This is a genomic window from Pseudomonas pergaminensis (genome assembly GCF_024112395.2).
GTDB classification, from domain to species: Bacteria; Pseudomonadota; Gammaproteobacteria; order Pseudomonadales; family Pseudomonadaceae; genus Aquipseudomonas; species Aquipseudomonas pergaminensis.
This window is the reverse complement of the sequence record NZ_CP078013.2, coordinates 2,182,224-2,205,775: the sequence shown is the minus strand read 5'-3', so window position 1 is coordinate 2,205,775 and position 23,552 is coordinate 2,182,224. Positions and strand designations below refer to the sequence as shown.

The 23,552-nt window shown below is 57.8% G+C and carries 13 protein-coding genes, 2 tRNA genes, 3 rRNA genes and 4 pseudogenes; 9 read left to right on the top strand and 13 right to left on the bottom strand.

Annotation, left to right across the window (positions count from 1 at the left end; translation table 11 throughout):
• Positions 1–5: 5 nt before the first annotated feature.
• Positions 6–2,363 carry a DNA polymerase II gene (locus KUA23_RS10160; protein WP_078047730.1) on the bottom strand — a complete coding sequence of 786 codons (2,358 nt, stop codon included), beginning with the start codon at positions 2,361–2,363 and terminating at the stop codon, positions 6–8.
• A 195-nt stretch (positions 2,364–2,558) separates the two neighbouring features.
• Between KUA23_RS10160 and KUA23_RS10155 the strand changes: the two genes are divergently transcribed.
• The gene (locus tag KUA23_RS10155; protein WP_252993864.1) at positions 2,559–4,805 is read left to right on the top strand and encodes a TonB-dependent receptor; all 2,247 of its coding nucleotides are present in this window, start codon (positions 2,559–2,561) and stop codon (positions 4,803–4,805) included.
• Positions 4,806–4,863: 58 nt separating this feature from the next.
• Here KUA23_RS10155 and KUA23_RS10150 read toward each other — a convergent pair.
• Positions 4,864–5,490: pseudogene (locus KUA23_RS10150) on the bottom strand (TonB-dependent siderophore receptor); the annotation flags it as partial.
• Between KUA23_RS10150 and KUA23_RS10145 the strand changes: the two are divergent.
• Positions 5,478–5,810 (top strand): annotated as a pseudogene (locus tag KUA23_RS10145) (hypothetical protein); the annotation flags it as partial. The pseudogenes KUA23_RS10150 and KUA23_RS10145 overlap by 13 nt on opposite strands.
• A gap of 43 nt (positions 5,811–5,853) precedes the next feature.
• Here the strand turns inward: KUA23_RS10145 and KUA23_RS10140 are convergent.
• Positions 5,854–6,321 (bottom strand): SRPBCC family protein, encoded by a 468-nt coding sequence (locus tag KUA23_RS10140; protein WP_099493863.1) that lies wholly within the window; start codon positions 6,319–6,321, stop codon positions 5,854–5,856.
• Positions 6,322–6,419: 98 nt separating this feature from the next.
• Between KUA23_RS10140 and KUA23_RS10135 the strand changes: the two genes are divergently transcribed.
• Positions 6,420–6,821, top strand: coding sequence for a GFA family protein (locus KUA23_RS10135; protein WP_078047727.1), 402 nt, complete (start codon positions 6,420–6,422; stop codon positions 6,819–6,821).
• Here KUA23_RS10135 and mrdA read toward each other — a convergent pair whose 3' ends face one another.
• The 6 genes from mrdA to KUA23_RS10105 all read right to left on the bottom strand — a co-directional run bounded on the left by mrdA (position 6,822) and on the right by KUA23_RS10105 (position 14,267).
• Positions 6,822–8,714 (bottom strand): penicillin-binding protein 2, encoded by a 1,893-nt coding sequence (mrdA, locus tag KUA23_RS10130; protein WP_100491140.1) that lies wholly within the window; start codon positions 8,712–8,714, stop codon positions 6,822–6,824.
• Positions 8,715–9,051: 337 nt separating this feature from the next.
• Positions 9,052–9,167 (bottom strand): 5S ribosomal RNA (rrf, locus tag KUA23_RS10125).
• 157 nt (positions 9,168–9,324) lie between these two features.
• A 23S ribosomal RNA gene (locus KUA23_RS10120) occupies positions 9,325–12,216 on the bottom strand.
• 249 nt (positions 12,217–12,465) lie between these two features.
• Positions 12,466–12,541 (bottom strand) — tRNA-Ala (locus tag KUA23_RS10115).
• Between the two features lie 30 nt (positions 12,542–12,571).
• A tRNA-Ile gene (locus KUA23_RS10110) sits at positions 12,572–12,648 on the bottom strand.
• Between the two features lie 82 nt (positions 12,649–12,730).
• A 16S ribosomal RNA gene (locus KUA23_RS10105) occupies positions 12,731–14,267 on the bottom strand.
• Together the 16S, 23S and 5S rRNA genes with 2 tRNA genes alongside form the textbook arrangement of a ribosomal RNA operon.
• A 698-nt stretch (positions 14,268–14,965) precedes the next feature.
• Here KUA23_RS10105 and rhtA point away from each other — a divergent pair.
• The 4 genes from rhtA to KUA23_RS10085 all read left to right on the top strand — a co-directional run bounded on the left by rhtA (position 14,966) and on the right by KUA23_RS10085 (position 17,770).
• Positions 14,966–15,853, top strand: coding sequence for a threonine/homoserine exporter RhtA (rhtA, locus tag KUA23_RS10100; protein WP_214498500.1), 888 nt, complete (start codon positions 14,966–14,968; stop codon positions 15,851–15,853).
• Between the two features lie 164 nt (positions 15,854–16,017).
• Positions 16,018–16,299, top strand: a complete 282-nt coding sequence (locus tag KUA23_RS10095; protein WP_016980214.1) for a hypothetical protein — start codon at positions 16,018–16,020, stop codon at positions 16,297–16,299.
• A gap of 112 nt (positions 16,300–16,411) precedes the next feature.
• On the top strand, positions 16,412–17,143 hold the full coding sequence (locus tag KUA23_RS10090; RefSeq protein WP_099493829.1) for an SDR family oxidoreductase: 732 nt from the start codon (positions 16,412–16,414) through the stop codon (positions 17,141–17,143).
• Between the two features lie 36 nt (positions 17,144–17,179).
• Complete coding sequence (locus tag KUA23_RS10085; RefSeq protein ID WP_078047724.1) at positions 17,180–17,770, top strand: 2-hydroxychromene-2-carboxylate isomerase; 591 nt, start codon at positions 17,180–17,182, stop codon at positions 17,768–17,770.
• Here the strand turns inward: KUA23_RS10085 and KUA23_RS10080 are convergent.
• Positions 17,767–18,660 (bottom strand): annotated as a pseudogene (locus KUA23_RS10080) (zinc-dependent alcohol dehydrogenase family protein); the annotation flags it as partial. The gene KUA23_RS10085 and the pseudogene KUA23_RS10080 sit on opposite strands and share 4 nt — an antisense overlap.
• Here KUA23_RS10080 and KUA23_RS10075 point away from each other — a divergent pair.
• Positions 18,653–19,066 (top strand): annotated as a pseudogene (locus KUA23_RS10075) (substrate binding domain-containing protein); the annotation flags it as partial. The pseudogenes KUA23_RS10080 and KUA23_RS10075 overlap by 8 nt on opposite strands.
• On the opposite strand, the gene KUA23_RS10070 reads toward KUA23_RS10075, so the two are convergent.
• From KUA23_RS10070 to KUA23_RS10060, 3 genes are all read right to left on the bottom strand, one after another.
• Positions 19,059–20,867 carry an aminopeptidase P family protein gene (locus KUA23_RS10070; RefSeq protein WP_252993863.1) on the bottom strand — a complete coding sequence of 603 codons (1,809 nt, stop codon included), beginning with the start codon at positions 20,865–20,867 and terminating at the stop codon, positions 19,059–19,061. The pseudogene KUA23_RS10075 and the gene KUA23_RS10070 overlap by 8 nt on opposite strands.
• Before the next feature lie 49 nt (positions 20,868–20,916).
• Entirely contained in the window at positions 20,917–22,077 is a 1,161-nt protein-coding gene (locus KUA23_RS10065) for a cysteine desulfurase family protein (RefSeq protein ID WP_252993862.1), read from the bottom strand.
• Between the two features lie 233 nt (positions 22,078–22,310).
• Entirely contained in the window at positions 22,311–22,580 is a 270-nt protein-coding gene (locus KUA23_RS10060; protein WP_252993861.1) for a hypothetical protein, read from the bottom strand.
• Between the two features lie 400 nt (positions 22,581–22,980).
• Here KUA23_RS10060 and msuE point away from each other — a divergent pair, with 400 nt between their 5' ends.
• The gene (gene msuE / locus KUA23_RS10055; RefSeq protein ID WP_078050890.1) at positions 22,981–23,544 is read left to right on the top strand and encodes an FMN reductase; all 564 of its coding nucleotides are present in this window, start codon (positions 22,981–22,983) and stop codon (positions 23,542–23,544) included.
• The last annotated feature ends 8 nt before the right edge of the window (positions 23,545–23,552 follow it).

Genomic DNA, 23,552 nt, shown 5'->3' with positions numbered 1-23,552 from the left:
GCGTTTTAAAACAGGCCCATTTGCCCACCGACCAGGGTGCTGAAATCGTCATTCACGAACGGCAGGATCGCATCGGCGACCGGCTGCAATTGCCGGGTGACGTAGTGGTCGTAGTCGATGGGCGCCTGCCGCACTTCCAAGGGTTCCGGGCCGTTGACGCTGATCACGTAGCTGATCCAGCCGCCGCGCTGGTATTGGCGCGGGCGGTTCAGGCGATCGTTGTACTCATCGGCCAGGCGCGCGGCGCGCACATGGGGCGGCACGTTGCGTTCGTAATCGTCCAGTCGGCGGCGCAGGCGTTTGCGGTAGATCAGCAACTCATCGAACTCGCCGCTGAGGGTACGGCGCACGTAGTCGCGGATGTAGTCTTGGTGGGGCTGGCGATGGAAGATGCGCTGGTAGAGTTCCTGCTGGAACCGGCGAGCCAGGGGCGACCAGTCGCTGCGCACGGTTTCCAGGCCTTTGTAGACCATTTCCTCGCTGCCATCGCTGCGCACCACCAGGCCGGCGTAGCGCTTCTTGCTGCCCTCTTCCGCACCACGGATGGTCGGCATGAGAAAGCGGGTGAAGTGGGTTTCGTACTGCAACTCCAGGGCGCTTTGCAGCCCGAACGCGGTGTGCAGATGCTCGCGCCACCAGTCATTGACGTGCTGCACCAACCCTCGGCCGATGCGGCTGGCGTCCTCCTGGGAATGTGCGCTGCCAAGCCAGACAAAGGTGGAGTCGGTGTCACCGTAGATCACCTCATAGCCTTGGGCTTCAACCAGTTCGCGGGTCTGACGCATGATCTGGTGGCCGCGCATCGTAATCGACGAGGCCAACCGCGTATCGAAGAAGCGGCAGCCGCTCGAACCGAGCACGCCGTAGAAGGCGTTCATAATAATTTTCAGGGCCTGGGACAGCGGTGCGTTGTGTTCACGCTTGGCCACTTCGCGGCCTTCGGAAATCCGCGCGACGATAGAAGGCAGGCAATGCCGTGTGCGAGAGAAACGTGCGCCGCGAAAGCCTTCCACCGACTCGCTGTCGTCAGGGTGCTTGAGGCCTTCGATCAGGCCCACCGGGTCGATCAGGAAGCTGCGGATGATCGACGGGTAAAGGCTTTTGTAATCGAGCACCAGCACGGATTCGTAGAGGCCGGGGCGTGAGTCCATGACAAAGCCACCGGGGCTGGCCTGGGGCGGCTTGTCACCCAGGTTCGGCGCGACGAAGCCCTGGCGGTGCATCAGTGGCATGTACAAATGGGTGAACGCGGCGACGGAGCCGCCGTTGCGATCGGCCGGCAAGCCAGTGACGCTGGCCCGCTCCAGCAGGAACTTGAGCAGTTCGGTCTTGGCGAAAATCCGCGTGACCAGCTCGCAGTCCTTGAGGTTGTAGCGCGCCAGCGCGGGCTTGTCCTCGGCGAACATGCGGTTGATTTCGTCCATGCGCTGGTACGGCGTGGAGATGTCCTTGCCCTCGCCCAACAAGGTCTGTGCGACGTTTTCCAGGCTGAAGGATTCGAAGCTCCAGGTGGCCGAGCGCAGGGCTTCGATACCGTCGATGATCAGCCGCCCCGCCGCAGCGGCGAAGTAATGGTTGCGGCTGCCGTGTTCGCGCCAGGCCATGGGTTCTTCGCCCCGGCCAAGCATGAGCGGCACGTTGAGGCGCTGGGCATGTTCGTGGAGGACGCGCAGGTCGAATTGCACCACGTTCCAGCCGATGATCGCGTCGGGGTCATGCTGGGCGAGCCACGCGTTGAGGCGCTCAAGCAGTTGGGCGCGGGTGTCGCAGTAGTCGAGCTTGAAGTCCACGGCGTCGGTTTTGTTCGGCGGGCCGAGCATGTACACCTGGCGCTCGCCGCAGCCTTCCAGGGCGATGGAATAGAGGTCGCCCTGGGCGGTGGTCTCGATGTCGAGGGACACCAGTTTCAGCGGCGGGCGGTAGTCTGGCGCGGGCTTCATCTGCGCGTCGCAGAGCACGCCGCTGGCGTCGGGCGTGCCGCCAAACCACACGGGTGCGGTGATGAAGCGCTCCATCATGTAGCGCTCGGGTGGGCGCACGTCGCCTTCGTAGACATCAACCCCGGCAGCGCGCAGGCGTTTTTCCACGTCCATCGCCTGGCGGTGCTGGCGCGTGTACAGGCCCAGCACGGGACGGTGATGGAAATCGCACAACTGCAACGGGCGCAATTCGATGTCGCGCTCGCCCTTGAGCAGCCAATCCAACGGTTTGCGATGGGCCTCGGGGATGAACATCACCGAAGTCTGCACGGGTAGGCGGATAAACCTGGGGCCCTGGTCGGTGGCCAGCCAGAAGCTGACCTCCGTACCTGCCGGGGTATCTCGCCAATGCCGGGTCAGGACAAAACCCTGCTGTAAATCCACCGTACCGCACCTCAGGAATCGCTTTCAGGGCGTGATTCTACTCGGCATCCGCGCGCGCAGACCTGAATCTCATAAATTTGTTGCAAGGCGTTAATAATAATTACTATCATTCGCACCGGAGTCGTATCCGCGCAGTGAGGACGCGCAACGCTGTTGCCCTTTTCCTCACATGACGGTTCACCGTCAGGATCGACCATGCCCATCCGTGCCCCCTTCGCTGTGCCATTTCGCCCCACCCTGCTCGCCCTTTGCTGCTCCCTGAGCCTCACGGCCCACGCCGCAACACCCGCCACCCCGCAGGATGCGAACAGCCGTCAGGATGGCAACACACTGGAACTGGGCGCCACCCGTATCAACGCCGAAGCGCCCACTCCAAGCGCTCTGCCCCCGGTATACGCCGGTGGCCAAGTGGCACGCGGCGGTCAGTTGGGTGTGCTGGGTAACCAGGACATCATGGATGTGCCGTTCAGCATGGCCTCCTACACCGAGAAGTTGATTCGCGACCAGCAGGCCGAGACTGTCGGTGATGTGCTGCTCAATGATTCATCCGTGCGCCAGGCGTCAGGGTTTGCCAACCAGGCGCAGACCTTCATGATCCGTGGCCTGCCGCTCAGTGGTGACGACATTTCCTTCAACGGCCTGTACGGCATCCTGCCACGCCAGATCATCTCCACTGACGCCCTGGAGCGCGTCGAAGTGTTCAAGGGGCCCAATGCCTTTATCAACGGCGTAACACCGGGCGGTTCGGGGATCGGCGGTGGCGTGAACCTGCAGCCCAAGCGCGCCGACGATGTCCCGCTGCGTCGCTTCAGCACCGATATCAGCAGCGATGGCCGAGTGGGCGAGCACTTGGACATCGGCCAGCGATTCGGTGAAGACAACCGTTTTGGCGCGCGGGTGAACCTGTCCCAGCGCGAAGGCGATACCGGCATCGATGATGAAAACCAGCGCTCTAAACTGTTTGCGGTTGGCCTGGACTACCGCGGCGATGCGTTGCGTCTGTCCAGTGACTTTGTGTATCAGAAGCAACGCATCAACGGCGGGCGCAACTCGGTGTTCCTGGGCACGGCCACCCATGTCCCGGATGCACCGTCGGCTGACACCAACTATGCGCCGAGCTGGAGCAGCACCAACCTTGAAGACACCCTGGGCATGCTGCGCGCCGAGTACGACTTGAACGACAACTGGACGGTTTATGCGGCAGGCGGGGCCAAGCACACACGTGAAATGGGGCAGTACTCGTCGGTGACGCTGACCGATAACCTTGGCAATGCCCTGGCGAGCCGCTCGACCATTGCCCACGAAGAAGACAACCGCAGCTTGATGGGCGGGCTGAACGGCAAGTTCCAGACTGGCGCTGTCAGCCACCGTCTCAATTTCGGCCTGGCCGGTATCTGGACCCAGGCACGCAACGCTTATGTGTTCAACGCCTCGTCGACAGCGACCCCAACCAATATCTACGACCCGGTGACCGGTGCGCCACCCACCTTGAACAACCCACGCAATACACCGGGCACTGACTTCAGCGACCCCACGATTACCGCCAAGACTTTTGTGCGCAGCGCGGCGGTGTCCGATACCCTCGGCGTCTTCGATGACCGCCTGCTGATCACTCTAGGCGCGCGCCGCCAGCAGATGGTGGTGCAGGGGTACAACTACATGAGTGGCACCCGTACCTCCAACTATGACGAGTCGATCACCACACCGGTCTACGGCCTGGTGTTCAAGCCGTGGGAACATGTGTCCTTCTACGCCAACCGCATCGAAGGCCTCGCGCAAGGCCCGACGACGTCTCCCGTCAACTCGGGAAACCGCACGATCATCGGTGGCGGCCAGGCGTATGCACCTGCGCGCTCCAAGCAGATCGAAGCCGGCGTAAAAGTCGACATGGGCACCTATGGGGCGACGTTGGGTGTGTACCGCATCGAACAGCCTGGAGCCGGTTACGTTCAGGTCATTGATGCTACGACAGCGCGCTACGTGCGGGAGGGCCTGCAGATCAATAAAGGTGTGGAGCTGAATGTCTTCGGCGAGCCGGTCAGCGGCCTGCGCTTGCTGGGCGGTGTGACCGTCATGAAGACCGAGCTCAAAGACACGCAAAACGGTGCCAACGACGGCAACCGCGCGATCGGTGTGCCTTCGTTCCAGCTCAATGCCGGCGTGGATTGGGATGTGCCCGGCCTGCAGGGGGTGACGCTCAACGGCCGCATGCTGCGCACCGGTGGCCAGTACGCCGACGCCGCCAACAACCTGAGCCTGCCCGCGTGGAACCGCTTCGACGTGGGCGCACGCTACAACTTCAAGGTGGCTCAGCGTGATGTCACCCTCGGTGCCACCGTGGAGAACGTCGCCAACGAGAAGTACTGGGAATCGGCCCAGGGCGGTTTCCTCAGCCAGGGCGATCCACGTGTCGCCAAGCTGTCGGCGACTGTGGACTTCTGATCACCCGCGGGTGGCCGCCTTCGCCGCCACCCGCTTGGCGTCACCAATCGTAGGATACTTATAGCGACGCCGTACGCTCCTGCCCGCAGTAGCAACCAAAGGCATAGTTGCAGGACGACACGTACTCGCGATCAAACAGGTTCTGCACGTTCAGGCTCGCTTCCGCGCCATTGAGGGTGGGGCTGACACGGCCCAGGTCGTAGCTGAGGGTGGTGTCGTACACCACGAACGATGGTGTTTTGAAAGTGTTGCCCGAGTCGCCGTACTTCTTGCCGGTGTAACGGGCGCCGCCGCCAAGGGTCAGACCTGCCAGGGCATAGCTGGCAAAGTGGTAATCGACACAGCCACTGGCGGTCCTGGGAGCCTGGGATTCGTGACGGTTGCCCTTATCCCCGTAGTTGCTCTTGGTGTAGAACGAGTCTATGTAAGCCACCGCGCCAATCACTTCGAACTGGCCGATCCGTATCTTGCCTTCAAACTCGACGCCGCGTGAGCGCGCCTCGCCTTCCTGCAGCTGATATTCCGGGTACTCGATATCGCCGGTCAGCACGTTCTTTTGCTTGATCTGGTACACCGACAGGGTCAGCAACGAACTGTCGTTCGGCTGGTACTTCACCCCCGCTTCGTATTGCTCGCCCTCCATCGGTTTGAACGCCGACGCGCCGCGCTGTGGTGCTGACCACCCACTCGGTTGCTGCCGTGCTGGACACCGACGTCGACAAAAGCGCACCGGACGCCAGCGAAAAAACCGGTGTAGTCCGCGCCACCGCCGACAACCCTAACCCGGGCGGTGCAGCCTTCCGCCAAGTGCAGGTGCAATTGAAGATCACCCATATCGACCTGAAGAAAAACCAGGTCACCCTGGAGAATCCGGCCGGTGCGACGAAAGTGCTGAATGTGGAGAAACCGGAGATTCGCGCCGGCCTCAAAGACCTTAAGGTCGGGCAAGGTGTACTGGTGACGTTCACCGACACCCTGGAAATCACCACCGCTCACGAAGGCTGAGTTCGTAGAGCGAGGCGGGCATCAGGTTTGATGCCCGTTGCGGTCAAGCTTGACGGGCTTGGCTCAGGTAAGTTTCGATGTTGCCCATCTGCTCGTCCCAGCCACGGGAATTCATCTTGAAGGCTTTCTGCCGCCGCGCCTCAGGCACTGCGTCAAACCCCGACTCGACCACCCGCAGCAGAATGCCCGGTGCCCGGTCCTCGATGGTGAATTCCACCAGTGTCGGGGTTTCCTGGTCGTAGTCGACGCCCTCCTCCACCGCGAAGGGGTGCCACCAGAACGAGAACAGTGTTTGCGGCAGGATGCGTTCGATTCTGGCCTTCCAGATCACATGCTCGTAACCAGGATAAGTGATCGGCGCCTCAAGGGTTTGCCCGGCAACGAAGGTTTTGCCTCCGAGGGCAATACCAAACCAACTACCGAATTGCTCGGCATCGGTGAGGGCTTCCCACACCTGTTTACGTGAAGCGTTGAGCAGGACTTTTCGTTCGATGCGATCTAATACGTGCATAAGTCACCTCCTCCATTGACAGTAGGCGACATCAAACAATGCGCAACCTTGGGTTGTAAGCAATCATGATGACCCCATCCTTGAACCGGCTATACGTTATGACTGACCCGTTGAATGGAAGTTGCTTCTGTAAAGGCGTGCGCTACCAAGTGGACTGCCTCGACATGCCCATCAGCCACTGCCACTGCGACAGCTGTCGCAAAGTGCATGCGGCAGCATTTGTGGCGACGGCGGGCGTGATGCGGGAGCACTTTCGCTGGACTCAGGGCGAAGCACTGCTGGCGTCATTCGAATCGTCGCCAGGCAAGCTCAGGCATTTCTGTTCGCGCTGCGGCTCGCACCTGATGGCGGAGCGCGGGCACCAACCTCACGTCATTGTGCGGGTGGCGACGCTGGATGATGATCCAGCCGTCAGGCCCACCGCACATATCTGGACATCCCATGCGGTGCCCTGGCTTGCCTATGAAGGCGTAGAGCAGTGGGACGAGTGGAAAAACTGATTAGACCTTCGGGTCTCCGGGTGCTTTAGCCGGCGTCGCGTACTGCGGCTTCAGGTGGCCTTCTTGGTCGAGCAACCAGGCGTCCATGATCTGACGCACTACCGGTCCTGCAACACGACCGCCGGCCTCGCCGTTTTCGATCATCACCGAAATCACGATCTTCGGATGTTCGGCCGGAGCGAAACCGACGAACAAGGCGTTGTCGCGGTGGCGTTCCAGGGTCTTTTCACGGTTGTAACGCTCGCCCTGCTTGATCGCAACGACTTGTGCCGTACCACTCTTACCGGCGATGCGGTATTGCGCGCCTTGTGCGGCAGCGCGGGCAATGCCGCGTGGGTCGTGCATCACCAGCTGCATGCCGTGGTTGACCTGCTCCCAATCATGCGGGTCCTTGAGGACTACGTTGGGCATCGGGTTTTCATCCACGGGGGGCACGCCATTGATGGTCTTGGCCAAGTGGGGCCGATTCCACACGCCCTTGTTGGCGATCAGCGCTGTGGCTTGGGCCAATTGCAGCGGTGTGACCTGCATATAGCCCTGGCCGATGCCGAGGATCACGGTTTCACCCGGGAACCAGGGTTGCCGGCGAGTAGCGCGCTTCCAGGCCTGGGAGGGCATCAGGCCGGCTGACTCTTCGAACATATCCAGCGACACTTTCTGACCCAGGCCGAACTCAGCCAGGTAGTCGTGCAGGCGATCGATGCCGAGTTTGTGGGCTAGGTCGTAAAAGTAGGTGTCGTTGGAGCGCATGATGGCGGCGTCCATGTCTACCCAGCCATCACCGCTGTGGTTCCAGTTGCGGTATTTGTGATCGAAGTCCGGCAGTTGGTAGTAACCCGGGTCGAACACGCGGGTCTGGGCGGTGACGACGCCACTGTCCAGGCCCGCGATGGCGACTTCTGGCTTGATGGTCGAGCCTGGCGCGTAGAGCCCCCGGAGGACGCGGTTGAACAACGGCCGGTCGATGGAGTCATGCAGAGCGGCGTATTCCTTGAAGCTGATACCGGTGACGAACAGGTTCGGATCGAAGCTTGGCTTGCTGACCATGGCCAGCACTTCACCGGTTTGCGGGTCGAGAGCAACCACCGAACCGCGTCGATCACCCAAGGCCTCCTCTGCAGCTTCCTGGAGGTGAACGTCGAGGCTCAGGACAATGTTCTTTCCCGGAATCGGGTCGGTGTGCTTGAGCACGCGCAGTACGCGGCCCTGGGCATTGGTCTCGACCTCTTCATAGCCTACGTGGCCGTGCAATTCGGACTCGTAGAAGCGCTCGATCCCGGTCTTGCCGATGGACTGGGTGCCACGGTACTCCACCGAGTCGAGGGCTTTGGATTCTTTCTCGTTGATCCGCCCTACATAACCGATGGAATGGGCAAAGTGAGCGCCTAGGGGGTAGTGACGAACGAATTGCGGTTCTACGTCCACACCCGGTAGGCGAAACTCGTTCACGGCCAGCAGCGCGATCTGCTCTTCGGTCAGCTCATAAAACAATGTCACAGGAACGAAGGGGTGCCGAGCTTGCTTCAGCGCCTTGTCGAATACAGCACGGTCTTCGGCAGGCAAGTGCAACAAACTGACGATGGCGTCCAACTCGCCCTTGAGGTCGGTGGTGCGTTCACGGGTGATGGTCAGGTTGTAGCTGGGGCGGTTGTCAGCCAGTACGACGCCGTTGCGGTCATAGATCAACCCACGCGTCGGCGTAATAGGCAGTACGTGGACGCGGTTGTTCTCGGAAATTGTGGAGTGGTAGTCGAACTGCACGACCTGCAGGAAGTACATACGCCCTACCAGGGCGCAGGTGATGCCAATAACCAACAACGCGCAGGCAAGCAGGCGCTTGTTGACAAGGCGGTTTTCTTTTTCGTGATCCTTGATCGGTATAGGTTCTGGCATTTCTACAGCATCTCGTTGAAGAAGGTCGACGACGCGTCCTGCGGATGAAAGATCAGTCCCTGTGAAAATGTGCTGCACCATACCAAAAATGCGGAAACACTTTGTATCCATTTGCCCAACGGCAGATTCAACAGTCGCTTTTATGAGGACAATTGTAGGGGAAGAGCTTGCGCTGGCCGGGATGCTACAAGAAGGGATTTTAGGAGAAATGGCGCTTCAGTGGTCTGTTATCGATGACGATGTTGACCAGCAGTGCACGGCAATGATTTTCTACGTACTTTTCGACCGCCCAAAACAAAACCCCATCTGCTTTCGCAAATGGGGTTTCGGAATTTAATCTTGACGATGACCTACTCTCACATGGGGAAACCCCACACTACCATCGGCGATGCATCGTTTCACTACTGAGTTCGGGATGGGATCAGGTGGTTCCAATGCTCTATGGTCGTCAAGAAATTCGGGTACTGAGTCGTGGCCAGATGGCCTCGCTTCAGCAAATTGCGTATGTGACAGCTTTCGGTGTTTTGTGAACGTCGAACTTTCGGTTCATTTCGTCTTCACACACCGCAATCTGATGCTCGTTAGAGTAGTCAAATTGCTTGGGTGTTATATGGTCAAGCCTCACGGGCAATTAGTATTGGTTAGCTCAACGCCTCACAGCGCTTACACACCCAACCTATCAACGTCGTAGTCTTCGACGGCCCTTCAGGGAACTCAAGGTTCCAGTGAGATCTCATCTTGAGGCTAGTTTCCCGCTTAGATGCTTTCAGCGGTTATCTATTCCGAACATAGCTACCCGGCAATGCCACTGGCGTGACAACCGGAACACCAGAGGTTCGTCCACTCCGGTCCTCTCGTACTAGGAGCAGCCCCTCTCAAATCTCAAACGTCCACGGCAGATAGGGACCGAACTGTCTCACGACGTTCTAAACCCAGCTCGCGTACCACTTTAAATGGCGAACAGCCATACCCTTGGGACCGGCTTCAGCCCCAGGATGTGATGAGCCGACATCGAGGTGCCAAACACCGCCGTCGATATGAACTCTTGGGCGGTATCAGCCTGTTATCCCCGGAGTACCTTTTATCCGTTGAGCGATGGCCCTTCCATACAGAACCACCGGATCACTAAGACCTACTTTCGTACCTGCTCGACGTGTCTGTCTCGCAGTCAAGCGCGCTTTTGCCTTTATACTCTACGACCGATTTCCGACCGGTCTGAGCGCACCTTCGTACTCCTCCGTTACTCTTTAGGAGGAGACCGCCCCAGTCAAACTACCCACCATACACTGTCCTCGATCCGGATAACGGACCTGAGTTAGAACCTCAAAGTTGCCAGGGTGGTATTTCAAGGATGGCTCCACGCGAACTGGCGTCCACGCTTCAAAGCCTCCCACCTATCCTACACAAGCAAATTCAAAGTCCAGTGCAAAGCTATAGTAAAGGTTCACGGGGTCTTTCCGTCTAGCCGCGGATACACTGCATCTTCACAGCGATTTCAATTTCACTGAGTCTCGGGTGGAGACAGCGCCGCCATCGTTACGCCATTCGTGCAGGTCGGAACTTACCCGACAAGGAATTTCGCTACCTTAGGACCGTTATAGTTACGGCCGCCGTTTACCGGGGCTTCGATCAAGAGCTTCGCGTTAGCTAACCCCATCAATTAACCTTCCGGCACCGGGCAGGCGTCACACCCTATACGTCCACTTTCGTGTTTGCAGAGTGCTGTGTTTTTAATAAACAGTCGCAGCGGCCTGGTATCTTCGACCGGCATGAGCTTACGGAGCAAGTCCTTCACCCTCACCGGCGCACCTTCTCCCGAAGTTACGGTGCCATTTTGCCTAGTTCCTTCACCCGAGTTCTCTCAAGCGCCTTGGTATTCTCTACCCAACCACCTGTGTCGGTTTGGGGTACGGTTCCTGGTTACCTGAAGCTTAGAAGCTTTTCTTGGAAGCATGGCATCAACCACTTCGCTAACTAAAAGTTAGCTCGTCATCAGCTCTCGGCCTTAAGATCCCGGATTTACCTAAGATCTCAGCCTACCACCTTAAACTTGGACAACCAACGCCAAGCTGGCCTAGCCTTCTCCGTCCCTCCATCGCAATAACCAGAAGTACAGGAATATTAACCTGTTTTCCATCGACTACGCTTTTCAGCCTCGCCTTAGGGACCGACTAACCCTGCGTCGATTAACGTTGCGCAGGAAACCTTGGTCTTTCGGCGTGGGTGTTTTTCACACCCATTGTCGTTACTCATGTCAGCATTCGCACTTCTGATACCTCCAGCAAGCTTCTCAACTCACCTTCACAGGCTTACAGAACGCTCCTCTACCGCATCACTTACGTGATACCCGTAGCTTCGGTGTATGGTTTGAGCCCCGTTACATCTTCCGCGCAGGCCGACTCGACTAGTGAGCTATTACGCTTTCTTTAAAGGGTGGCTGCTTCTAAGCCAACCTCCTAGCTGTCTAAGCCTTCCCACATCGTTTCCCACTTAACCATAACTTTGGGACCTTAGCTGACGGTCTGGGTTGTTTCCCTTTTCACGACGGACGTTAGCACCCGCCGTGTGTCTCCCATGCTCGGCACTTGTAGGTATTCGGAGTTTGCATCGGTTTGGTAAGTCGGGATGACCCCCTAGCCGAAACAGTGCTCTACCCCCTACAGTGATACATGAGGCGCTACCTAAATAGCTTTCGAGGAGAACCAGCTATCTCCGAGCTTGATTAGCCTTTCACTCCGATCCACAGGTCATCCGCTAACTTTTCAACGGTAGTCGGTTCGGTCCTCCAGTTAGTGTTACCCAACCTTCAACCTGCCCATGGATAGATCGCCCGGTTTCGGGTCTATTCCCAGCGACTAGACGCCCTATTAAGACTCGCTTTCGCTACGCCTCCCCTATTCGGTTAAGCTCGCCACTGAAAATAAGTCGCTGACCCATTATACAAAAGGTACGCAGTCACAGAACAAAGTCTGCTCCCACTGCTTGTACGCATACGGTTTCAGGATCTATTTCACTCCCCTCTCCGGGGTTCTTTTCGCCTTTCCCTCACGGTACTAGTTCACTATCGGTCAGTCAGTAGTATTTAGCCTTGGAGGATGGTCCCCCCATATTCAGACAAAGTTTCTCGTGCTCCGTCCTACTCGATTTCATGACTAAGAGATTTTCGCGTACAGGGCTATCACCCACTATGGCCGCACTTTCCAGAGCGTTCCGCTAATCTCAAAGCCACTTAAGGGCTAGTCCCCGTTCGCTCGCCACTACTAAGGGAATCTCGGTTGATTTCTTTTCCTCAGGGTACTTAGATGTTTCAGTTCCCCTGGTTCGCCTCTTGCACCTATGTATTCAGTACAAGATAACCATCTTATGATGGCTGGGTTCCCCCATTCAGACATCTCCGGATCAAAGTCTGTTTGCCGACTCCCCGAAGCTTTTCGCAGGCTACCACGTCTTTCATCGCCTCTGACTGCCAAGGCATCCACCGTATGCGCTTCTTCACTTGACCATATAACCCCAAGCAATCTGGTTATACTGTGAAGACGACATTCGCCGAAAATTCGAATTTCTCAATTAAGAGAACTCACAAATTTTACCTTAGCCTGATCCGTTACCAGTGAAAGTAACGTTCAGTCTATCTTTCTATCACATACCCAAATTTTTAAAGAACGATCTAATCAAAGACTAGAAATCAACATTCACCATCACTTGGATGGAATGCTCATTTCTAAGCTTTCAAAACTTTCAGAAGCAGTAGTGGTGGAGCCAAACGGGATCGAACCGTTGACCTCCTGCGTGCAAGGCAGGCGCTCTCCCAGCTGAGCTATGGCCCCGTATTTCTACAGGCGTTTCCCACACAAAATTGGTGGGTCTGGGCAGATTCGAACTGCCGACCTCACCCTTATCAGGGGTGCGCTCTAACCAACTGAGCTACAGACCCAATTTCGGGCTGCTTCTTATCGTCTTCTTCAATGAATCAAGCAATTCGTGTGGGAACTTATGGAGCAGCTGATGTCGTCGATTAAGGAGGTGATCCAGCCGCAGGTTCCCCTACGGCTACCTTGTTACGACTTCACCCCAGTCATGAATCACACCGTGGTAACCGTCCTCCCGAAGGTTAGACTAGCTACTTCTGGTGCAACCCACTCCCATGGTGTGACGGGCGGTGTGTACAAGGCCCGGGAACGTATTCACCGCGACATTCTGATTCGCGATTACTAGCGATTCCGACTTCACGCAGTCGAGTTGCAGACTGCGATCCGGACTACGATCGGTTTTATGGGATTAGCTCCACCTCGCGGCTTGGCAACCCTCTGTACCGACCATTGTAGCACGTGTGTAGCCCAGGCCGTAAGGGCCATGATGACTTGACGTCATCCCCACCTTCCTCCGGTTTGTCACCGGCAGTCTCCTTAGAGTGCCCACCATAACGTGCTGGTAACTAAGGACAAGGGTTGCGCTCGTTACGGGACTTAACCCAACATCTCACGACACGAGCTGACGACAGCCATGCAGCACCTGTCTCAATGTTCCCGAAGGCACCAATCTATCTCTAGAAAGTTCATTGGATGTCAAGGCCTGGTAAGGTTCTTCGCGTTGCTTCGAATTAAACCACATGCTCCACCGCTTGTGCGGGCCCCCGTCAATTCATTTGAGTTTTAACCTTGCGGCCGTACTCCCCAGGCGGTCAACTTAATGCGTTAGCTGCGCCACTAAAAGCTCAAGGCTTCCAACGGCTAGTTGACATCGTTTACGGCGTGGACTACCAGGGTATCTAATCCTGTTTGCTCCCCACGCTTTCGCACCTCAGTGTCAGTATTAGTCCAGGTGGTCGCCTTCGCCACTGGTGTTCCTTCCTATATCTACGCATTTCACCGCTACACAGGAAATTCCACCACCCTCTACCATACTCTAGTCAGTCAGTTTTGAATGCAGTTCCCAGGTTGAGCCCGGGGATTTCACATCCAACTTAACAAGCCACCTACGCGCGCTTTACGCCCAGTAATTCCGATTAACGCTTGCACCCTCTGTATTACCGCGGCTGCTGGCACAGAGTTAGCCGGTGCTTATTCTGTCGGTAACGTCAAAATTGCAGAGTATTAATCTACAACCCTTCCTCCCAACTTAAAGTGCTTTACAATCCGAAGACCTTCTTCACACACGCGGCATGGCTGGATCAGGCTTTCGCCCATTGTCCAATATTCCCCACTGCTGCCTCCCGTAGGAGTCTGGACCGTGTCTCAGTTCCAGTGTGACTGATCATCCTCTCAGACCAGTTACGGATCGTCGCCTTGGTGAGCCATTACCTCACCAACTAGCTAATCCGACCTAGGCTCATCTGATAGCGCAAGGCCCGAAGGTCCCCTGCTTTCTCCCGTAGGACGTATGCGGTATTAGCGTCCGTTTCCGAACGTTATCCCCCACTACCAGGCAGATTCCTAGGCATTACTCACCCGTCCGCCGCTCTCAAGAGAAGCAAGCTTCTCTCTACCGCTCGACTTGCATGTGTTAGGCCTGCCGCCAGCGTTCAATCTGAGCCATGATCAAACTCTTCAGTTCAAACATCTTTGGGTTTTTAAGAAACCCTAAACTTGGCTCAGCAATCGTTGGTTACATCTTTGATTTCTCGCGGAGTAACTTGTGATGCTGATAATCTTGTTGACTATCAGTCTGACTCCACAAGCACCCACACGAATTGCTTGATTCAGTTGTTAAAGAGCGGTTGGTTAAGATCTTTCGTCTCAACCGAGGCGCGCATTCTACAGCAGCCTCATTTGCTGTCAAGTGATTATTTTCAGAAGTTTTCGAAGATTTCTTCAACAACTTCAACCACTTGCGCTTCCGATCTCTCGTTAGCGGGAGGCGAATTCTACAGCGTTACACGCTGCTGTCAACACCTCTTTTTCTCCGCTTTCGACCGAGAAGATCGAAACGTTAATAGAGCCAAACAACACTGCTCTACCAACTCCTTCTGGGCTTCGATGAACTGAAGCAAGTCACTGTCGAATTCTGCGTAACTCTTTGTTTACCAAGGAGTTTTCCGTTTCGACTGCGCCGGAAGTGGGGCGAATTATAGACTTCCAGAATCTGCCGTCAACCCTTAATTTGGTTTTTCTATCAAAGAACCAGAAAACCTCCAGGACCACCCTTTATAAGCCACCGAATAGGATAATTGAGCAATATATTGCTCAACGTCGAACAGTTAAGCATCATAGCGCCCATGCTTCTCTTAATATGACTTTGGACGAACACCCCCAATGACCACCTCCTCCCGCGGCCTGGCCTCGACGTTATTCCCTGTCGGCCTGCTGTTGATCGCCATGGCGTCCATTCAATCCGGCGCCTCGCTGGCCAAAAGCATGTTCCCTGTCGTCGGTGCACAAGGCACCACCGCCCTACGCTTGATTTTCGCCAGCGTAATCATGTTGCTTCTATTACGCCCGTGGCGCGCAAAGCTGACGGCCAAATCCCTTCGTACCGTCATCGTCTACGGGATGGCGCTCGGTGGCATGAACTTCCTCTTCTATATGTCCCTGCGCAGCGTGCCTCTTGGAATCGCGGTCGCCCTAGAATTCACCGGACCGCTCGCCGTCGCCATCTACGCCTCTCGGCGTGCCGTCGACTTCCTGTGGATCGCCCTGGCAATCGTCGGCCTGCTCTTGCTCATCCCCATGGGGGAAACCAGCAGCGGCATCGACCTATTGGGTGCAAGCTACGCGTTGGGGGCAGGTGTCTGCTGGGCGCTCTACATTCTCTACGGCCAGAAAGCGGGTAATGACAACGGCGTGCAAACAGCGGCTCTCGGCGTGATGATCGCGGCGTTGTTTGTCGCACCTATCGGCATCGTCCACGCAGGCAGTGCATTGCTGACGCCCGCACTGATCCCGGTCGCCATCGGTGTCGCCATCCTGTCCACCGCCCTGCCCTATACCCTGGAAATGGTCGCGCTCACACGCCTGCCCGCCCGTACGTTCGGCACGCTCATGAGCATCGAACCCGCTTTCGGTGCCCTTTCCGGCCTGTTTTTCCTGCACGAGCACCTCTCCCTCGCACAATGGCTGGCAATCACTTGCATCATCCTGGCCTCCGTAGGAGCCACCGTGACGATGCGCAGCGAGTCAAAGCCGTTGGTGCCCGCCGATTGAAGTCTGTTTGAATGTAGCTCTGGTATTTAGCGCGCATTTAGGCCATGTTTAAGCCGTAAACGAATGTCATTCATGGAGAATTTCGACAAGGACAGCGCGAACGCTACACCCGAGAGCGAGTAGAGCCGGCCCATAGCATTGCGAGGCGGCTATTAAGGATAGGAATGAAGCGAATTTTGATACTGTTAATGGTCATGGCCATTGCTGGCTGTGCCGCGACCACCAAGACAGAAGTAAAACGTGGCAAAAAAGGGCTGCATATCAACTGCTCCGGCCTGTCTTCTTCCTGGGACCAGTGCTACACCAGTGCAACCAACTCGTGCGGCGCCAAGGGCTACCGGGTAATCGCAAAGTCCGGTGACAATTCCGAGGAACCCGGGGACTACCCCTTCGGCCTCAACCCCGCCGGCTACACCAGCCGCAGCATGATCGTCATCTGTAAATAGTTGCTCGAGCAGTCACCCCCTGACTGCTCCTATTTAAATTCCAGATACAAATCCAGCCCTTCGCAGCGCTGCGTCTAAACTCCTGCTCGACTATCGAGCCAACGGAGTTCCCATGACGCACAACAAGAAAATCGTATTGGTAGTGGGCGCCGGTGATGCAACCGGCGGCGCCATTGCCAAACGCTTTGCCCGCGAAGGCTATGTGGCCTGCATGACACGCCGCAGTGCCGACAAATTGCAGCCGCTGGTAGACAGTATTCAAGCTGCAGGCGGCGAGGCCCATGGGTTCGCCTGCGATGCGCGCAAGGAAGACGACGTCATCGCACTGATCGAACACATCGAAACCGACCTGGGCCCCATCGAGGCCTTCGTGTTCAACATCGGCGCCAACGTACCGTGCAGCATCCTCGAAGAAACCGCGCGCAAGTATTTCAAGATCTGGGAGATGGCCTGTTTTTCGGGTTTCCTGAATGCACGTGAAGTGGCCAAGCGCATGGTCACTCGTAATCGCGGCACCATCCTGTTCACGGGCGCCACCGCTGGTTTGCGCGGCAGTGCAGGCTTTGCCGCATTCGCCGGGGCCAAGCACGGAATTCGGGCGCTCGCGCAGAGCATGGCGCGGGAATTGGGCCCCAGGAACATCCACGTCGCCCATATCGTGGTCGACGGCGCCATCGACACCGACTTCATTCGCGACAATTTCCCGCAGAAATACGCGCTCAAGGACCAGGACGGCATCCTCAACCCCGAGCACATCGCCGATAACTATTGGTACCTGCATAGCCAGCCACGCGACGCCTGGACCTTCGAACTGGATCTGCGCCCCTGGAATGAAACCTGGTAAGCACGCCCCCATAACAATAAGCAGCGAGCATCAACCATGAGTAAAACCCTGGAATTCTTCTTTGACCTCGGCAGCCCTGCCACTTACCTGGCCTACACCCAACTGCCGGCGTTGTGCGCGGCAACCGGTACGCGGTTGGTGTACAAGCCCATGCTGTTGGGCGGCGTGTTCAAGGCCACTGGCAACGCCTCTCCAATCACCGTTCCTGCCAAGGGCCGCTACATGTTTGATGACTTGGCACGTTATGCCCGTCGCTATAACGTGCCGCTCCAGTTCAACCCGCATTTTCCCATCAACACCCTGGTATTGATGCGCGCGATCACTGGCGTCCAATTGCACCACCCTGAACGTTTCCTGGACGTTATCGATTGCCTGTTCCGCGCCCTCTGGGTCGATGGCCGTCACTTGGGAGACCCCACCGTGGTAGCTGCCGTGCTCACCGAGCACGGATTTGACCCGGATGAGCTGCTGGCACTGGCTAATGACGAACGTATAAAGGCTGCCCTCAAAGACAACACCGAACAGGCCGTTCAACGCGGCGTGTTCGGTGCACCCAGCATGTTTGTAGGCAAACAGTTGTTCTTTGGTCAGGACCGTCTGGATTTCGTGCGCGAAGCCTTGAGTTAGATCTCGATCGCCAAGCGCCCTTGCGCGCCGCTTGCGAGCAGATCGTAAGCGGCGTTTGCGCTGTGCAAATCGAATTGACGCCCATCCATGATCGGCTTGAGCTTGCCGGCATCGATCAATCGCGCGGCCTCGGAAAGGATCTGCCCGTGATGTTCACACCCTTTTGCGGTCAACAACGGTAACAGGGTAAACACGCCAGAGTAGCTCGCCCCACGAAACGACAATGGCGCCAGGCTGTGCTGCCCCCATCCCAGGCAACTCACTACATGACCGTAATAGGTCCTGGCCGCTCGGAAGGATGCATCCAGCGTCTCTCCGCCGACGGTGTCATACACAATGTCGAAACCTTCACCCGCGGTGTACTGCGCGACATAGGCTTCAACCGTCTGCTGCTGATAGTCGATGAACGTTGCGCCCAGCCCCTCGATAACCGAGCGATGCCTGGCAGAGCCAGTGGCATACACCTGAGCGCCATAGGCAAGCGCCAATTGCACCGCGACATGCCCTACACCACCGGCACCACCCTGGATAAACACTTTGTGTCCAGAACCTACCTGGGCCCGGTCCACCAACCCCTCCCATGCCGTAATCAACACCAGCGGCAACACCGCCGCTTCACGCATGCTCAAGGTCCCGGGTTTCTTCGCCAGCAAACGAGCATCAACTGCCGCATATTCCGCCAGCGAGCCCTGTGCGCCGCCAATCCCGGTTGCCAACGCATACACATCATCGCCTACCTGCCACTCACCGGCGCCCGGGCCGACGGCTTCTACGGAGCCCGCCAAGTCCACCCCCAGTACCGCCGGCAAAGGTTGGCGGGCATGGGCAGCCTGGCCTGCGCGAATTTTGCCGTCCAATGGGTTAAGGCCACTGGCGCGAATCCTGACCAGCCCGGACTACCTGGCCGGCCATCCCGCACCGCAAACCCCGCAGGCGCTCAGCCAGCACAACTGCCTGCTCTTCAACCTGCTCAGCAGCCAGAACCAGTGGGTGTACGAAAAGGAGAACACACGGCACAGCGTGCGCATCACCGGCAACGCCCAGAGCAACAATTCCGAAGCGGTGCGGGAAATGGTGTTGACGGGGCTCGGCATTGCGCTGTCGCCCCTATGGTTGTTCTACGACGATTTGAAGGCAGGCCGTGTGGTCGCGCTGTTGCAGGATTACACCGCGCAATCGCTGCCAATCCATGCAGTTTCGGCGCCCAACCGTCGCCAGTCAGCCCGGGTCAAGGCGTTCGTCGACTATATGGCCGACGCCCTGGCCCAAGCCCCTGAACTGCAGCCGATCAAATAGCCGCGGTGCGTACCTGCAGCCACTCAAGCGCGGCACCACTGAGCAAAGGGCTCAACCGCGCACGCACCTCAGCGTGGTAAGCGTTGAACCACTCGCGCTCGTCCGCCGTCAGCAGCGTGGGCTCCAGGCAGCGCGTATCGATCGGGCACAAGGTCAGGGTTTCAAACTTGAGGAACTCGCCGAACTCGGTCTTGCCCGCTTCGCGGTTGAGCACCAGGTTCTCGATGCGCACGCCCCAACGACCCGGACGGTAAGTACCCGGCTCAATGGAGGTGATCATTCCTGGCTGCATCGCCGTTTGCGGCGCCGTGGCAGCCTGATAGGCAATCACTTGCGGACCTTCATGCACGTTGAGGAAATAACCTACGCCGTGCCCGGTGCCGTGGCCGTAGTCCACGCCTTCCGCCCAGATCGGCGCGCGGGCAATGGCGTCCAGCAGGGGCGACAGGATCCCTTTCGGGAAGTGTGCACGGGACAAGGCGATCACGCCCTTGAGTACGCGGGTGCAGTCACGCTTCTGCTCGTCACTCGGCGTGCCGATAGGCACCATCCGCGTGATATCCGTGGTGCCACCCAGGTACTGGCCACCCGAGTCAATCAGCAACAAGCCATCACCTTCGATCAGCGCATGCTCTTCTTCAGTGGCATGGTAATGCGGCATCGCGCCATTGGCGTTGTAGGCCGCGATGGTGTTGAAACTCAGCGATACATAACCGGGGCGCCGGGTGCGCGCGGCGGTCAGGTGCTCGTCGATAGTCAGTTCGGTGATGCGCTCACGGCCCAGTGCGCTGTCCAGCCAGGCGAAAAATTCGCACAGCGCCGCGCCATCCTGCTCCATGGCTTGGCGGATATGTTCCGCGTCGGCCAGGCTCTTGCGGGACTTGGCTAATGTGGTCGGGTTAAGCCCTTCGACCAGCTTGACACCAGCATCCAAGTTTTCCAGCAGGCCAGCGGTGACACGAGCAGGGTCGACCTGCAAGCTGGCGCCCGTAGGCACCGCGCGCAACGCGTCAGCCACTTCGCTGTAATCGCGCAGCGTCACGCCATCCTGCTCCAACACCGCCCGCAGCTCAGCATCGACTTTGCTCAGTGCCACGAACAACGTGGCCTGCTGCTGATTGATCAGCGCAAAGGACACAAACACCGGGTTGAAGGAAACATCACCACCGCGCAAGTTGAACAGCCAGGCGATGTCATCCAGGGTTGCAATGAAATGCCAATCGGCGCCCTTCTCTTTCAAGGCGGCGCGCAGCGCGGCGAGTTTTTCACCTCGGCTGACAGTGGCCTGCGGTGGCAAATGTTGATAGATCGGCTGGTTCGGCAACGCCGGGCGGTCTTGCCAGACTTCATCCAACAGGTCGATATCCGTACGCAGTTGTGCGCCGCGCTCTGCCAGCTTGGCGCCCAGGGTGCGCGCCGAGGCCACGGCCATCACCGCACCGTCCACGGCGACTACGCCACCTTCCGGCGTCTGCTCGGCCAGCCACTCCAGCGGACCGGGTTGGCCCGGCTGCAGCTTGACCAATTCGATGCCGCTGCCCTTGAGTTCCTTGGTCGCCTGTTCCCAGTAGCGGCTGTCGGCCCACACACCGGCGAAGTCTGCAGTGACAATCAGCGTCCCCACCGAACCATGAAACCCCGACAACCATTGCCGCCCCTGCCAGTAACCCGGCAGGTATTCGGACAGGTGCGGGTCGGCCGACGGCACCAGCAGGGCGTGAACGCCCTCGCGGCTCATCAGTTCACGGGTATGCGCCAGGCGCTGGGGAACCGTTCCATGGGTCAAGGGCTGCGTACTCATTGTGTCTCCTGCTAACCACGAATAATTATTATGTGTTGCGATAAATGAATCAGACCGCCCAGAAGGCCGGTGCACTGGCCAGGGATGCTTTGATCAACTGCACCGCCTGGTCGATATCCTGTTCGGTGGTAAACCGGCCCAGGCTCAAGCGAATCGTACGGCCAGCACTGCGTGCATCATGGCCCAGGGCAAGCAGCACATGGGACGGCGCATTGCTCGCCGAATTGCAGGCGGACGTCGCAGAGAACGCGATCCCCGCACTCAACCCAGCGGCATTGAATTCGCCTTCACTGAACGTGAGACTCAGGGTGTGTGGAACACGTTGCGTGGCGCTGCCATTGAGGCGCACGCCGGCTACCGACGCCAACTGGTCCAGCAGGCGTTGGCGCAGAGCCACGATCACCGCCTTTTCTTCGGCAAAAGACGCCGCCGCCAAAGCAAACGCGGTGCCCATGCCGGCAATCTGATGCGTTGCCAACGTACCGGAACGCAGGCCACCTTCGTGGCCGCCGCCGTGAATCTGCGCCAACACTTTCTGCTGCGCCCGCGGGCCGACATACAAAGCACCAATACCTTTGGGGCCATACAGCTTGTGGGCCGAAAACGACATCAAGTCCACCGGCCACTGCGCCAGGTCGATCGCCACCTTGCCCGCCCCCTGCGCCGCATCCACATGCAACAACGCACCGTGCTCACGCACGCGAGCGCCGATGGCAGGGATGTCGTTGAGGGTGCCCAATTCGTTATTCACCAGCATCAGCGACACCAGGAAAGTGTCCTCGCGCATGGCTTCACTGACAGCATCGGGGCTGATCAAGCCATCGGCATCCGGCACCAGGTAGGTCACGGCCACGCCGGCTTCCTGCAGTTGTCGCGCGGTATCCAGGGTGGCCTTGTGTTCGATCTGGCTGGTGATGATATGCCCACCTGCCACGCCCCGCGCCTGGGCCACGCCCTTGATCGCAAGGTTGTTGGATTCCGTGGCGCCGGACGTCCAGACGATTTGTTCCGGGTTGGCACCGACCAACTCGGCCACCTGACGACGCGCCTGTTCAACCGTTTGCCGAGCCGCTTGGCCGAACGCATGGGAACTGGACGCAGGGTTACCGAAATTGGCATTGAAGCCCAGACACTCGACCATCACCTGGATGACCCGCTCGTCCACCGGGGTGGTGGCGGCGTAGTCGAAATACAACGGACGTTTATTCATGACGTTAAAAACTCGCAGAGCAGGTTCCCGAGAGCAGCGTCTCAGGGGCACGGACCGGGACAGAGGTCGTCAGGTTTAACCGATCGAATGCCATTAAAGAAGGACCACTTTATGTAAATGTGCGTAGGAACGCTCCTGAAATTCAGCTTAACAGGCTGAAGTCGCCCCATGGAAAACAAAAAGCCCGAGGTTCCTAAAGGGAAACCTCGGGCTTTTTGCCGCTGGACGCGGGCTCAACTGGGACGACCATGCAGGGTCACGCTGCGTTCGGCATTCATTTCACCCTGGCGATCAAAGCCGAAGGGTTTCTGTGGCTGGCCGGTCAGTGCAGCGCGCTGCTGTTGATATTCATCAAAGGACAAACCACGACGACTCAGCGCTTCCAGGGCCAACTGTTTGGTTTCTTCGGCAGTGTAAGGGCGCAGTTCTGGCGATGGATGGGTCGCACATCCGGCAAGGACAGCACTGACAATCAATAAGGAAACAGCGAGGAATCGGTTCATGGCGGTGGCCCTGCAAAAGGAGGTTTCGAGTCAATGAACACAGGCTACTCCCGCCCTCGCGCAGGGAAAAATCACCTGCCGTGATAGTTGCTATCAACCGCTTGAGCAGCTTCGATAGCGACCCCTTTATATTTCCTTATGATCTATAAATATGGAAATACGTTCATTTACGGAATAAAAGTAACCCTCTATAAATGGTGCTGCACCGCGACAGCACTGTTGCCCACGCAACTGTTGCGCTAGCAACAGTCATTCAACAAATCACCAGGCAGCCAACACCCGCACTTTTCAGCAGTGAGCCTGCAACCCGCGTCTTTCAAGGCCTGCACCCATTGGTACAGCTCTTGCTCAACAGGTTGCACCCACCTGCTATGAACCACTGTTGAAAAAGGAACTGTTCATGACCCGTCCCCTGAATGTCGTTGCCCTCTCTGGCGGAACCTGGCGTCCGTCCCGCACCCTCGTACTGACCCAGGCTGTACTGGCTGAACTCGCTACGTTGCTGCCGATCGAGACCACCCTGATCGAGCTGGGCGACATCGCTCGGCCTCTCGGCGGCGCGTTGTCGCGCAATGAAGTGCCCGCCGACGTCGAGGCGCAACTGTTAGCCATCGAACAGGCCGACCTGCTGATCGTCGCGGCGCCGGTCTATCGCGGCTCCTACCCTGGTTTGCTCAAGCATTTGTTCGACCTGATCGGCCTCAACGCGTTGATCAACACACCCGTGCTCCTGGCTGCAACCGGCGGCAGTGAACGTCACGCGCTGGTCCTCGATCATCAGTTGCGTCCGCTGTTCAGCTTCTTCCAGGCGCTGACCCTACCCATCGGCGTGTACGCCACCGAGGCGGACTTCACCGACTACCAAATAACCAGCGAACTATTAAAAGCCCGTATTCAACTGGCGGCAGAACGTGCAGCACCGTTGTTCACTGCGCACTCCCCCTCTCTGCTGAAAATCGCGTAAGGATTTGT